Origin of the sequence: Photobacterium pectinilyticum, from assembly GCF_024357955.1 — a bacterium.
GTDB lineage: Bacteria > Pseudomonadota > Gammaproteobacteria > Enterobacterales > Vibrionaceae > Photobacterium > Photobacterium pectinilyticum.
Map to the genome: position 1 here is coordinate 1 of NZ_JANEYT010000106.1, position 14189 is coordinate 14189.

Annotated in this window: 7 protein-coding genes and 1 pseudogene; 4 read left to right on the top strand and 4 right to left on the bottom strand. The window is 45.4% G+C overall.

The window, feature by feature from the left end:
* Positions 1 to 304: 304 nt before the first annotated feature.
* From NHN17_RS23740 to NHN17_RS23755, 4 genes are all read right to left on the bottom strand, one after another.
* The gene (locus tag NHN17_RS23740) at positions 305 to 2995 is read right to left on the bottom strand and encodes a family 78 glycoside hydrolase catalytic domain (RefSeq protein WP_255045137.1); all 2691 of its coding nucleotides are present in this window, start codon (positions 2993 to 2995) and stop codon (positions 305 to 307) included.
* An 11-nt stretch (positions 2996 to 3006) separates the two neighbouring features.
* Positions 3007 to 4464: an MFS transporter gene (locus NHN17_RS23745; protein ID WP_255045138.1), complete on the bottom strand. Its 1458-nt coding sequence runs from the start codon at positions 4462 to 4464 to the stop codon at positions 3007 to 3009.
* Positions 4465 to 5254: 790 nt separating this feature from the next.
* Positions 5255 to 7333, bottom strand: coding sequence for a DUF4962 domain-containing protein (locus tag NHN17_RS23750; protein WP_255045139.1), 2079 nt, complete (start codon positions 7331 to 7333; stop codon positions 5255 to 5257).
* A 329-nt stretch (positions 7334 to 7662) separates the two neighbouring features.
* Entirely contained in the window at positions 7663 to 8967 is a 1305-nt protein-coding gene (locus NHN17_RS23755; protein WP_255045140.1) for an MATE family efflux transporter, read from the bottom strand.
* Between the two features lie 355 nt (positions 8968 to 9322).
* Here NHN17_RS23755 and NHN17_RS23760 point away from each other — a divergent pair.
* The 4 genes and pseudogenes from NHN17_RS23760 (at position 9323) to NHN17_RS23775 (ending at position 14127) form a co-directional block, all read left to right on the top strand.
* A pseudogene (locus NHN17_RS23760) lies at positions 9323 to 10080 on the top strand (ATP-binding cassette domain-containing protein).
* A gap of 8 nt (positions 10081 to 10088) precedes the next feature.
* Positions 10089 to 10898, top strand: a complete 810-nt coding sequence (locus NHN17_RS23765) for an ABC transporter ATP-binding protein (protein ID WP_255045141.1) — start codon at positions 10089 to 10091, stop codon at positions 10896 to 10898.
* Positions 10899 to 10921: 23 nt separating this feature from the next.
* A complete protein-coding gene (locus NHN17_RS23770) occupies positions 10922 to 12430 on the top strand; it encodes an ABC transporter substrate-binding protein (protein ID WP_255045142.1) in 1509 nt (502 codons plus the stop codon).
* 5 nt (positions 12431 to 12435) lie between these two features.
* A complete protein-coding gene (locus tag NHN17_RS23775) occupies positions 12436 to 14127 on the top strand; it encodes an ABC transporter permease subunit (RefSeq protein ID WP_255045143.1) in 1692 nt (563 codons plus the stop codon).
* Positions 14128 to 14189: the final 62 nt, after the last annotated feature.

Here is a 14189-nt window from a genome sequence, read left to right on the forward strand (position 1 = left end):
TCGTCAGATGGTCAACTAACCCCAGAAAGGCCCTTGGAGCTGAGCCGTCCCGAGGATGAATTGATCAACAACGCCTTACTGGGGTGGCGAGCAGTGAGGTGCTCGTAGACGGTGAGCCAAAGGGAAGCGGCCATTCGTTGCAGCAGTATCACTGAATAAAGAAGGTCACCCAATGAGAATGCGATGTTGGAACAACTCATTTACTTAGGTATTCAAACAGCACCGATGCCTCAACGTTTACTTAAATTAGCTGAGGCTCGGTGGTAATCAGGTAAATAAATGTCGTTGCAAATTTTATATGCCCCTAATCCATCTTAGAAAACAACGAATCAGCTGGCACCGACATTTTATTGTCCCTCTTTTTTTGAATATCAAAAAGATAGGTTCCAGACCCAACCTCATACACATTACTGCCAAGAGTAGTCATACCATTACTACAAACGATTTGATCGTTCATATCGAACTCTATCATCGCCGATGAGTTAAATGGAACAGTGATACTAAGAGAAAAGTAGTCACCATTAATATGTTTCCATTCTACGCATATATCACCATAATTTGACTCAAAGCGACCTTTTGCAAAGGCCAATTTTTTTGTCATTAACGGTTTTATTCGTAGTTTTTTAAAACCGGGAGAGGACTCAGTTGGTTGAATTCCTAATACAGAGCTATAAATCCAATCTCCAATAGAACCGTAAGCATAATGATTAAATGAGTTCATATCAGGGCTCCACATCGTACCGTCTGGCTTAATGCCGTCCCAATGCTCCCAAATAGTGGTTGCGCCTTGCTTCACCTGATGTAACCACGAAGGGAAAGTCTCTTTAAGAAGTAAATCATAGGCTTCCTCAACATACCCATTATTACTTAGTGCAAAACAAAAATAGGGGGTACCGACGAACCCTGTATTTAAGCTTCCATTATTTTCAGCCAAAAGCGCAACCAATCCTTCTGCTACTTTAGGCTTAAACACATCAGGCACCAAATCAAAATGAAGGCATAGTATATGCGACGTCTGCGTGCGAGCCTTAAGTGAGCCATCCACGTTAACAAACTTATTGTTGAAAGATGATTTCACTTTATCGTGTAACGCCCAATATTGACGCTCATCATCTACATAACCCAATACCTTTGCCGTTTTTGCTAGCAATCTTGTTGAATAAGCAAAGAAAGCCGTTGCTGTTAAATCATTCGGCGTGGCACCAAAGTAGCTCCCCTCTTTGGCATCTAGTGCTACCCAATCACCAAACTGAAGTTTGTAATTGAAAATATATTCATCAGAATTATTAACCATAAAGTCTACATAGGCGCACATGCTTTCATACTGCCTCGCTAACAACGCCTTGTTAGCGAACATGACATACATTGTCCACGGTATAATAATTGCCGCATCACCCCACGCAGCTGAAGAGTGCGTACCTGTCGAAAGAAATTCATCATGATCCGTTCTCCCTGACAACACATCAGGGATGACATGCGGTACCCCGCCATTTTCAAGCTGATCCGCATTCAGGTCAGTCAACCATTTAGAAAAAAAACTGCTTGTATTAAACAAATAAGAGGCTGTCTTGGCAAAAATCTGCGCATCCCCCGTCCACCCCATTCGCTCATCTCTTTGAGGACAGTCTGTCGGAATATCAACAAAATTACTTTTCATGCCCCAGCGAATATTTTTATGCAGTTGGTTTAACAGGGCATTAGAGCTTTCAAATTCACTCGTCTGATCCATTTCAGAATGGATCACATGAACTTTAAAATTACCCGGTTCAACTACCCCTGGGTATTTGGTGACACGAACATACCTAAAACCTTGAAAAGAAAAATTAGAGCAGTAACTCTGTACCCCTGAGTCATCCAGAATATACTCAATTCGCTGTTTAGCTGAACGTAAATTATCAAAATAGGCATTTCCGTTTGCATCTAAAACTTCAAAATGCTCAAGGACAACCTTGTGACCAACTTTGCCATTAACAGCAAACTCTACAAAGCCAGATAAATTCTGCCCAAAATCTAAAATCACTTCACCTTTTGGTGAGATGATTTTCTTCGGCTGCTCGATCTGCTCTATTCGTCGCACCGCACTGGCGTGTTGAGGGTTTAATATGGTAGTGGATAAATCTAGCGAAACGGGGCGATACCAATCTGATTCATTTATATCACCGCTTAACCAGTTAACGACTTCGCAATTAGCATCGTAGGTTTCGCCATCATATATTTCAGAAAAAATGACAGGTGAAGCTGTTGCCAACCATGAGTCATCACTCGTCACCACCTGTGTTTCACCATTCTCATAAGTAATGACTAATTGGCAAATAATGGCGCTCTTATTACCATAGAAGTTTCTCTCGCCGAAGAAACCAAACCGCCCCTTATACCAACCAGGAGCAACATGAAACGCGACAACATTGTTACCACTTATTTGGCTTGTGACATCATAAGTTTGATAGAGCATGTTTTTTTTGTAGCTTGTGCAACCAGGTTTAAGCTCATCCTGACCAACTTCTTCCCCGTTTAAGAATGCTTTGTAAATACCACAAGCACTCATATGGATAACAGCCGAATTGACGTGTTTTCCCTCGGAAAGATCAAACTTTTTTCTTAAATAAAAACATCTTGATAGCTCAGCTTCGTCTTCAATCTCCGGTGAAATGAACTGCGCATTCCATTTTGACATCAACCCCGTTAAAAACCGTTTGGGCTCTGACCATGCGGTACTCTCACCAACATTATTCCACACCTTGACGCGAACAAAGTAGCTTGTTGATGCTTCTAATGTGATATCGGCAAACTTCACGTTAACAGACTCATCACTGTCTACTTCACCAGAGTCCAACAGGACATCGTCAAACAGTGGGGTCTTAGCAAGCTGCACGTGATACTGCGTTTGATAAGCGCCATCAGATGAGCATTCAACGACCCAACTTAAAAGTGGTAGTGCGTCAAAAACGCCTAATTGCTGAGCTTGTTCGAGCATTACTTTTTTGATTCTAAACATACAACAAACCCCTAGATGCTCTCGTCATTGAGCTTAGCCATAACCGCACGATTGACGGGGTACTTATAAAGGAATACCGTTGCCAGTATCATAAAAAACGGTCCCACTAAAAACGACGTGGTTGCAACTTGTTTTGCGACTTCTGCTGTTTGTTCTGGTACACCTTCAACATAACCGTTCATGGCCAGTAACCCACCACAAAACAACAGGGCAAACGACGTTGACGCTTTCAGTGCGAAACTGAACATCGCCGAGTAGCCACCATCTTTGACTTGCCCTGTTTTCGCTTCGCTAATCGCGGAAACATCGGCAATCATGGATGTAGATAGCGGCATGACGATACCCCAACCAAACCAAAATAGCCCTTGGAAAAACGCAAAGCTAGGAACAGTAAATGCAGTTTGATTATTGGCTAAATCAAGGTTAAAAATATCAGCAGAGAAGACAAGGTACATGCCGATTCCTGCCAGTGTAGAAGCGGCAACAGCAAATAGAATGACCGACTGTTTCTCTAACCAATTGACGAGTTTCGTCACGGCTAACGCACCTATCGCGAAACCAACCATGGTACTTCCATGAACAAGAGTCTTATCGCCACTAGATAAATTTAGAAAATCGACATAGGCAAATACTTGCAGTTGAGCGGTTAGCATTACACCAATTTGCCCCACAAATAATAATGCAAAAATACGTATTGCTAACCTGTCAGATAAAATACTTTTGGTACTTACCATGAACTCTTTAATGCTCATCGCATTTTTAGATTGATTATCATTAGAGGTACTTGCAAACGCTCGGGTTAAATACACGCAAAGCAAGATCATAATGAGGGCGAATACACTTAATGTTATACCCATAACTAAAAAGTTACCTGGCATTTTAGTGCCATCAATTCTTGCACCACTGGCATCTACGCTATCTTTGAAGAAAATACTCCATGCCAAAGCACCAAAAACAAAATTAACACACATATTTAGAAATGAGCGGACACTTTGAAGTTTGGCGCGACTTTCATAGCCCTTACAGATTTCAAAACCCAGAGCGGTATATGGCACGACAAATACTGTTAAGCTTGTTCTCATTATTAAATTAACTACAAGCAAGTATCCAAATAGAATCGTAGAGTTTCCAGAGAATGAATCTGGAACCGTCCACAGAGCAAGAAATGACACTGCTAATAAGATACCTCCAAAGAACATGTAAATGTGCCTGCGCCCGTAACGGCTTGTTGTATTATCCGTCACATAGCCCATTACCGGATCTGAAATCGCATCCCAAAGTACGCTGATACTTAGAGCCAGACCAGCTAAAGCAGCATTCAATCCCAACACTTGCGTATAGAAAAGCAGCGCGAAGTTATTCACACCGTTCATTGCAATAGACGTTGCACCTTCGCCTATTGAGTAGGACCAAATGTCTTTGAGCGATGATTTACTTCTTTGGTTATAAACTATAGATGTATCTGACATAAGACCTCCAAGTACTTACGGTCAACAACAAAAGTTTTAAAACGTTAGCACTGAAATCAATCCAATAACTTCAACAATTCGCTCCTAACTGACATAACTATGTCTTTTCCTGAAGGTATTGATGATGTCCATCACACAAACCCAATGTGATAGCAAAAAATGGGATGAACCACATGTAGAAAAATACCATCAACGCATTAGCCCCATATTGAGCTTTGATGCCCATTATGAGAAAAATGCACAATGAAGAGGGAGACAAGGTTACCGAAGGAGTGGCTAATACTAAAAAGTCGTATTCTTTAATTTAGAGCTAATTTTCGGTGATAAAACTAAGATATTTCTGTGCTGTGGTTATGTCTTAGCGCATAGTTTCTGTGTGGCGCCAGTGGAGAGCTCGTGATAATCCATTAATAATTAACAGTAAAGACAGATACAAACTCTTGTAAAGCGGTTTTAATAAAGCATCATTTAAACTTGGCCATTCATTATTGTTGCGCGTTACACAATGGAAAGACTGTACATTGTAGAGATGGTAACGCTTTTCTTGCCGCCATTAATGACCTAAGTGTTCACCAGAAAAGTTGCAGTGATTATTGGGTAAGTAGATAAATCGAATGTAAGGATGTTGCGGATACCCATCTATTGAGTCAAAACAGGTTCACTTTTTTGTGTGCCTGACTTCCTATCGCTTTCTTCCAAACTGACGGAGTTGTCAGCTTCGCTGGGCAAATAAAAAAGGCTCCGAACTGACGTTCGAAGCCTTCTATAATGTTCAACGGTTATCGACTGATTACAGCTCGATAGTTACCGTTTCACCGTCAACAGTCAGCGTTAGCGTGTTGCCTTCAAGCTTGTGAGACACTTCAATCTGCTCGCCGTTGTTCTTATTAGGAACAAGTAGCGTTAGGATGTTGTGCTCTTTCGACGCGCCGAATTCAACTTCTACATGGCGGTGAATTTCTAGGTCTTTGAACTCGTATGGGTCAACCTCACCGAAGCCTTCAACATTCTTCACAGAAAGGATGTTGTCTGCTGACTCATTGATGAAGTTCACGTCTAGGTGCGCTTTCTCACCACGGATAGTGAAAGACTTATCAGCCACTTCGTTAGCGAAAGTCGTGTGCATCAGCCAAGTCATGTCTTTCTCTTCAGAAAGCGTAGCCTTGTCTTGCATTACGAATACTTTACCTTGAACAAACCAGATCTTACGCTTGTAAGATTCGATCTCAGGAACGAAGTACTTGTAAGACGCAGTTGCATCACCTTCAACCATTTTCACATCTGATTCTGTGTCATAGTCTGTGATGTTACCGCCAGCTTCAATACAGAAGCGGTCTTGGTGATTTTCGTAGCCAGTGTTTTTGTTCTCGCCGTACTGACCCTTGCCACCGAATAGAGGCAGGTTCTTAGAGAACGTTTGACGACGCCACTTAGTGTGCATGTCTACACCGAAACCACCGTAGTAGCCAGTGATCGACGCTAGTGTTTCACCAAATGCGTGTAAGGTGAATGCGTTCTGATCACCGTGAGAGTGGCTGATTGAGCCAAACGGAGAACATTTGAACACCATGTGAATGTGCTCATCACGCTCAGTCATCTTGTTGTGGAATGCAGCCCAACCAGTAATTGGGAATACTTTCAACAGTGGATCATTTGACGGTGCTTTCTCTTCTGGTGCATCCCAAAGGATGTTGAAGCGAAGATCGTCGTAGCCAAAGTCCCACCAACCGAAGTTGTAGAATTTAGTGTGCGCTTCAGTATCACGACCTTTAAGTTGGTTGTAGTACCAAACGTACTCTGGCTTCTGGTTAACACCTGCGTAGTGCTTGATGTTGTAAGCCAGTTTTAGACCTGGGAAATCACCAATTGAAGACTGATCACAGAAGCTTGCGCGCTTAGAGTGAACAGGCATGCAGTATAGTGGGAAGTCACCGGTGTTTTCGTAGAATGTCTTGTTGAACATGTCTACGCCACAGTATGCTTTCAATAGGTCAAATGCTTCGCCTAGGAATGCAGTCTGGGTGTTCCAGTAGTCAGGACCTTCTGCCCAGCCACCGTCTTCACCACCCCATGGCGGGTAGTGTACTGCGTAGTATTCTAGCGCGTATGCGATGTACTCGCCTGCTTTCGGGTGATCGTGGTAAAGCGCGATACACGTTGGGATGATTGCAGAAGAGATTGAACGTACACCGTGGCTGTTCAGTGGGTTGTTCAGCAGATCTACCGTTACTTTCAGGTGGTGCATGATCTCGTCTAGACGTTCAATCAATGCATCTTGAACTTGCTTACGCTCTTCATCAGTGAAGTAAGCGTGTAGCCAGTCGTAACCCCAAGCCATTGCTGCGATTACACGGAAAGCCGCTTCATCGTTGTAGCCACGAGAAGTTACGCCTTCTGGATCGTAAGTCGATAGTTTTAGCGTCCAAGCTTTTGCTTTAGCAATTAGCTCTTCGTCTTCTTTTACGATACCCGCGATAGCTAGGTTACGAGTTGCGTTAAGTGCCATTTGGCAATCAACGTACATTTGACGCCAGTAAGGACGCCATAGCGATGCTTTACCAACGGTCTCTTCTGGATAAGGCTGTGGTTCTTCATACGGTGCAGTTTCTAGGAACTTGGCCGTAGAGTTGTTGAAGAAATCGTCGAACATGCAGTGTGACTCATCAGCCTGCACCTTCGCTTTAAATTCTGCTAGATCTTTAGCTTGAACCAGAAGACGAGGACGCTCTTCGCTCAAGTTGTCTAGGAATGATAGATCGAAGTCACGCTTTTGTACTTCGATAGGGAGTAGGTCTACAAGGTTACCAGCTGAAGTATCATTCTCCAGCTTCATCTTCCTGATCGCATCAAGAGACTTTTGGTTGCTCATGCTAACTCTCTTATTCAATGAAAGTGTATGGGAAATCATAAAAATCAATTAATGCTATTGTAATACAATAAGGGAAATAGTCACCACCCTGACACGAATTTTTACGTATTTCGTGATATGACAATATGCAACAGTGCACATCAATAGCACTAAGGGTAAAATTTTATAGCCTGTTTAGACCCACCTTAATAAGGTTGGGATGAATTGAGGTATACCTGCATATTCGCTGGCTCAACGTTCACAATACAGCTCCCTTTGCTAACAATAGCTGCTCGCTTAATATTAGGCTATTGAGCGTGCCTTGCTGATACATGGCTACCTCAACGGCATCAAAGGCACTTCTGCTTGACCTGAAAAATAAACGGATACAAGAATAAAAAGCGGCCGATATAGAACACAGTAAACGCAAGCCAGAGGCCATGGTTTCCCATTGCCTCAACGGACATAGACGATAACATCAGAAATACCAATAAGGTCACAATGCTTGAGTCGCGCACCGGGCGTGTCGTCCCCGTACCGGTAAATATGCCATATACCGTCAAGCCGTAACCAGCCACGAACGGGAACAGCAACAGCCACACAGACATATCTTCAAACAAGGAGATAATTGACGGAATATCAGTAAAGAGAAAAACCAAATCATTTTTAAACAAGGCAATAAAGACAGTTAGGATGATGACAAATAACGTGGTCCACTGAAAATTAAGACGCAAGACATCTTTAAGCAAGCCTGGACTCTTTTCCCCAACGGCTTTGCCAGAAAAGACGCTCGACGCATTAGCTATGCCATCAAACATATAGCTGACGATAAACGTCACTTGCATCAGAATTGCATTGGTTGCCAGTACATCAGCGCCCAAACGGGAGCCCGTTCTTGCCATCATGTTGAAGAAGATCAGAATACAGACGGTCCGCAGCATCAAATCGGTATTCGAAGAAATAATTGTTCTCAAATCAGCTTTAGTCATTCGGGCCTGGCCGAGGTATTTCGTCAACGCCAAGTTACTCGACCTTGTGACTAACACCATGCCAATAGCAAAGGTTGTGGCTTGGACTATCAAGCTGGCAAAAGCTACACCGGCAACACCAAAGTCAAACCAAAGCACGAAGATTGCATCGAGAATGATATTCAAAACATTACCAAAGACCTGGGTGAACAAGACTTCCTTGACCTTAGCCTGCCCCATTAACCAGCCAATGACGGTGTAGTTAAGCAGTACTAACGGCGCACCGAAGATCAAGATATCGAAGTAGGTCTTGGCATGGATAGCAACATCTGCTGCCGGCTCTATAACCCACAGTGCCCCTTGCCAAATAATCGACTGGGTGAGAATAAACAGCCCCCCAACACAGCCCGAAAGTATAAAAGGGCGAAGCAGACTGCTCGCTTTGGCTTCATCGCAGTTTTTACCCATCGCGATGGCACTTTGTCCCGTCGTACTGACACGGAAAAAGCCAAATAGCCAATATAAGGTATTCATAATGACGGTGCCGATGGCAACGCCGCCAATCAATTCAGCGATACCCAGACGCCCGATAACGGCAGTATCCACTGCGCCGAGTAAAGGTTGAGTCACTGTCGAAATAATAAACGGAATCGCTATTTTGTAATAATCTTTGTTTGTTAACGCCATGATTTTCTAATTGTTTACATAAAATAATAAAGGTGGCTATTACGTATTTTGGTTACGGAATTTATACCTTACGAAGGTCGTGGGCACCCTCTTCATATGCTGAAATGAAAGGGTACGGTTTATGGTGCAAAGTCGAAAATGAGAATTATTACCACAAAAACACTGCCTTTCCTAATCATTTCGACACATTGCAAAATACACTGAATAGCGCTTAAAAATCGGTAAATAACGCCAAAAACCGCATAAAAGCCAAACCGCGCTCGCATGTTTTTTTCTAGCTGAACTTAATTTTGCTCTTGTCTTACAATTTAAAATAGATATTATTGTTACTTTATAACATAACATTATCGAGCAAATGCCTGACCCAATCCTTTCCGTCAACCAGTTAAGCCTTACCCATAGCCAAGGGGCGCTATTTCAAGATTTGGCTTTAGAAGTGAATGCTGGAGAAATGTTGGCAGTAATGGGGCCATCTGGCATTGGCAAATCAATGATGTCCAAAGCCATTGCCGGTTTTTTACCCAAGGGGATCAACGCCAAAGGCTCAATTTGTATTGCTGGCAACGACGTCAGTCGTATTCCTCTTCTACAGCGCAATGCCAAACAACGTGCCGCTGTCATTTTCCAAGATCCTCTTCAGGCTCTTAATCCTTTAGCGCGTGTAGGCACTCAACTGAGCCTTGCGCTTAAGGCGCAGAAAGCGAAGCTCCCGCAATCAGAGAAGAGTATTTGTGCGAGCTCTTGCTACAACTCGGCTTTTCTGAACCCGAAACGGTGCTAAGGCACTACCCAGCTCAGTTATCAGGCGGCCAGCGCCAGCGTATCTGTATTGCCATGGCCCTGCTGGGTAATGCTCCGGTACTGATTGCCGATGAGCCGACCAGTGCGCTTGATCCTGTCACCGAAAGAGAAATTTTGACCTTACTGCGACACAGTATTAAGCAAAAGGGGATCGCTGGCGTGTTGATCACCCATGATCTGTCCAGCGCTATGGGCTGCGACAAGCTGTTGGTAATAGATGAAGGGCAAATGATCGCCTACGGCTCGCCCAAAGAAGCCCTTCTCTCAAGCAACCACCCATTTTGCCAACAGCTTTGCCAACTGATGGCCTAAGAGAAAGCATGCATCCTCACATTCACCATTCAGGCTCAGCACAACTACGTTTTGACAATGTCAGTGTGCACCATTACACCCGACCTAGCTGGCTGGGTGGTAAGCCTTTTGTCGCCCTGAATAAACTGAGTTTGAACATTGATCAGCAAAGCCTTGCTATTGTTGGACCTTCAGGAGCGGGTAAATCAACCCTTATCGAGTTGTTGTTCGGCTTACGCCACATTAGCGAAGGCGAAGTATACCTGTGCGAGCAACCACTCTCGCAAATTTCACCACGGCAAAGACGGCAATTATGCCGTCATATCCAACTGATCCCGCAGGAGCCACACACCAGTTTAAACCCCTATTATACAGTGCGGGACATACTGACAGAGCCCCAAGAATCTCTCGGTATGACAGAGGGAAGCGAAGCTCGCGTATTAAAGGCACTTGCTGATGTCAACCTGAGTACCACTCTGCTTGACCATACATCAAGCCAATTGTCCCTTGGCCAAGCTCAACGTGTCGCCATTGCCCGAGCCTTGGTTGTCGAGCCTTGCGTATTGGTTGCGGATGAACCAACCAGCAGCCTCGACCCTATTAGCCGTCAGCACATTGTAGACCTGCTAAAACACTTACAAAAACAGCGCGATATGCGCCTGTTATTAGTGACTCATGACCTCAATGCAGCTAAAGCACTGTGTGATGACATTTTAGTGCTCGATAAAGGGGTAGCCGTCGAGTACGGCGCAGCGAGCCAGGTCTTTGACCGCCCTTCTCACCCAACCAGCCAAGCATTGGTCAATATGCAAATTCCATCGCATGCCATTGCGATTTAACTATGATTACCAAGGACATTATCATGCCCTCAAACCTGCTGAAAACCACCATTGCTACAGGCCTGATGTTAGCCCTAAGTGGTTGTTTCGAATCATCAACACAAAACAGCACCGACACCAAAGACGCTGATATTCAAGGCACTGAAATTCACCTTGCGATGATGGTACCACCAAGAACGGGCCTATCGCCTTTGTCTGACGATGCCTTCACGTTATCTCGCTGGAGCACAGCAGAAACCCTCATTGAGTTGAATGATCAAGCGGAAGCATTACCAAAACTGGCAACTGAGTGGCAACAAATTGATGATCTGACTTGGCAGTTTACTCTGCGTGATGGCGTTGTTTTCCATGATGGCAGCAAGCTAACCGCTGAAATGGTAATTAACTCTATCGACAAAGCTTTCGAGGCTGCTCCGAAACCTCGTATTATCGACGGCATTAATTGGCAAGTTCGCGCAGTGGATGACAAAACCGTCGAAATTAAAACGGACTTCAATGATCCGCTGCTACCGAGCCGCCTTTCTAGCCCGCAGCTTGCAATCCTTGCAGCCAATGCATACCTAGAAAATGGGCGAATTAACCCAACTCGCGCCGGTAGTGGACCATTCGTCCTGACAGAAATTAACGGTGCAACCAGCGCGAAACTAGAGCGCTATGAGGGTTACTGGGGTGAGAAAGCGAAAATTGACCGCATTACCGCAGAGTATGTGCCAGATGGTTTTGCCCGTGCAGCAGCACTGCGAACCGGTAAGGCAGACGTGGTAGAAGCCGTACCAGTCTCCCAGCTCGCGATGATTGATCCTGAGCTACTTCATGAAGTTAACATGCCTCGCACCAATACACTTTACCTGAACAACCAGTCTGAGGTGTTTAGCCAACTTGAAATGCGTAAAATTGCTACGGCTGCGATTGACCGTAAACAAATTATTGAAACAGTTTACGAAAACCGCGCCGCCTATGCAGAAGGCCTACTTGGCCCAGCACTCGCTTGGGCGGCCCCACTTCGTCCGGAAGCACCGCAGCTGGAACAAGGTCTAAAAGCCAATGGTGAGAAGGTTGTTCTGGGTACCTTCACCGACCGCGCAGAACTGCCAGAGGTTGCGATACTGGTTAAGCAACAACTTGAAAATGCGGGCTTTAATGTTGAGTTGGATATTCGTGAATACGGCCAAATCGAAAACGACGCCCTTGCCGGTAACTTTGATATTTTCATGTTATCCCGAGCTACCGTCATCGACTCAGGTGACCCTGTCGCCTACATGATGAGTGATTTCAGCTGTGAAGGCTCATACAACCTTGGGCAGTTCTGCTCAAAACAAGTTGACGCGGCACTGACCCATGCAGACCTCCAGCCACTGGGTGAAGCCCGTCAGAAAGCAATTATTGAAGCCGAGCAGAAGATCCTAAGCGAATATGCGGCGATCCCACTGCTGCACGAGCGTGTTATCCAGGGCGAGAGCTTACGTATCAAACAAGCTGTACGTGACCCTCGCGAACGCTTGATGATCACCGAACATACGGATGTAAACTAAGAAAAATGCGATTTGTTAGCCACTCTGGTTCACCAATACTAAATCGCACACTACCATGGCTCTCACGCGCACTCGCGCTTGCGGCCATGGTCGTGCTTGTCGGGTTAATGCCGGAAATTGCCGGCATCGACCCAACTCAAACAATACTTCGTGCCCGAACGGGACAACAACGCCTAATGACACCAGAAGCCCTCGAGGCAGTCCGTCAGGATCTGGGACTACATAGAACCAGCATGGAACGGCTGTGGGATTGGCTCACTTCCCTATTTCAGGGGGATCTCGGTGTTTCCTGGATTAGCGGCAACAATGTAAGCCAGTCAATCATGAGCGCAGCAGGCACCTCGCTCCTGTTAATGGCCTGTGCATTTGGCCTAACAGCATTGTTCTGTGCTATCAGTGTCCAACACACCATGTGGCAATGGCGGCGGAGCCGGTTGGATAGGCTCAATGGCAGTATCAGCACGGTACTCATCACGCTTCCCGAGTATGTGATAGCGACCTTGTTGATCTTGTTTTTTGCAGTTTGGCTCAACTTGTTGCCCCCATATGGCTGGCAAGGTTGGCAAAACATCTGGTTACCTAGCCTCGCGCTGGCACTGCCAGCTACTGGCTTGTTTACCAAGCTACTCAACGATAGCCTGCAACGGGTATTGGATGAACCTTGGGTGATCACCTGGCTAAGTGCCAATATCACCTCTGTTCACATTGGCCGCTATGCGCTGCGTCGCGCCCTAAGCAACCTACTGCCACAGATAGCAATGATCGTCATTGGTCTGACCGGTGGTGCCGTCACCGTCGAGCACATTTTCTCTATTCCTGGTATTGGCCGGCTAACATTGGGGGCAACTGCTGCCCAGGATTTGCCGACCCTACAAGGTGGCTTACTATTGCTGCTTGTGATGTCGATGGCAATCAGTAGCTTTGCGATTCTTCTCCAGCACCTATGGCTTGGACAAGGTTTGAAAAGTGGCAAACTGATCAGCAGTAGCACACCACTTGGCTTTACCAAAAGCCGTGCAAAACGTGTAGTCAGTGCTTCAATCTTACTGCTATTGATTGGCTTCGCCCTTTGGGCAGAAATGCGCGATCCCTACACCAGCCAGTTTGGTCGCTTGATCTCGCCTAGTTTGGCTGCGCCGCTTGGATCTGATGCTGTTGGTCGTGACTTATTAGCCCGTGTCGGACAGGGGATGCTTTCCACCCTTAGCATAGGTGTGCTAGCGACAGTCCTCAGCTTAATGGTCGGGCTCATCATGGGGTTCAACACCAAACTCAGCCAAGGCCTGATTGAAGTCACCAAAGGAACCCCGTATATCGTCGCTGGCCTGCTGGTTGCAGGACTTTCAGGTATGCATCCAAACAGTGCACTCATTGCTGTGGTGTTAGTATCTTGGGCTCCCTTAGCTTCCCACTGTTCCAGTCTGTTGCTTGAGGCTCGAGCACAACCACATATCCGGTTAGCGCCTCTTTGGGGGGTGGGTCGTTGGCAAATGTTGAGGAACTACCTACTTCCTTATATTTTACCGCCATTACTAAGACACACGGTAATGCGATTACCAGCGATCACCTTAAGCCTGACTGCATTGAGCTTTATTGGCTTAGGCGCAAAGCCTCCTCATCCAGAATGGGGATTACTGATAGCTGAAAACTTGCCTTATATTGAGCGTGCGCCGCAAGCGGTTCTAATACCAATCTAAGTAAAAATATGATCTAATTGAGGTTACTCTTTCAGACAGTCACATCGCTATGGATAGCCTCA

What these genes read in the sequence shown, in the direction of transcription:
- NHN17_RS23740 (WP_255045137.1), bottom strand. Translation starts at nt 2,995, where the DNA reads ATGTTTAGAATCAAAAAAGTAATGCTCGAACAAGCTCAGCAATTAGGC.
- NHN17_RS23745 (WP_255045138.1), bottom strand. Translation starts at nt 4,464, where the DNA reads ATGTCAGATACATCTATAGTTTATAACCAAAGAAGTAAATCATCGCTC.
- NHN17_RS23750 (WP_255045139.1), bottom strand. Translation starts at nt 7,333, where the DNA reads ATGAGCAACCAAAAGTCTCTTGATGCGATCAGGAAGATGAAGCTGGAG.
- NHN17_RS23755 (WP_255045140.1), bottom strand. Translation starts at nt 8,967, where the DNA reads ATGGCGTTAACAAACAAAGATTATTACAAAATAGCGATTCCGTTTATT.
- NHN17_RS23765 (WP_255045141.1), top strand. Translation starts at nt 10,089, where the DNA reads ATGCATCCTCACATTCACCATTCAGGCTCAGCACAACTACGTTTTGAC.
- NHN17_RS23770 (WP_255045142.1), top strand. Translation starts at nt 10,922, where the DNA reads ATGCCCTCAAACCTGCTGAAAACCACCATTGCTACAGGCCTGATGTTA.
- NHN17_RS23775 (WP_255045143.1), top strand. Translation starts at nt 12,436, where the DNA reads ATGCGATTTGTTAGCCACTCTGGTTCACCAATACTAAATCGCACACTA.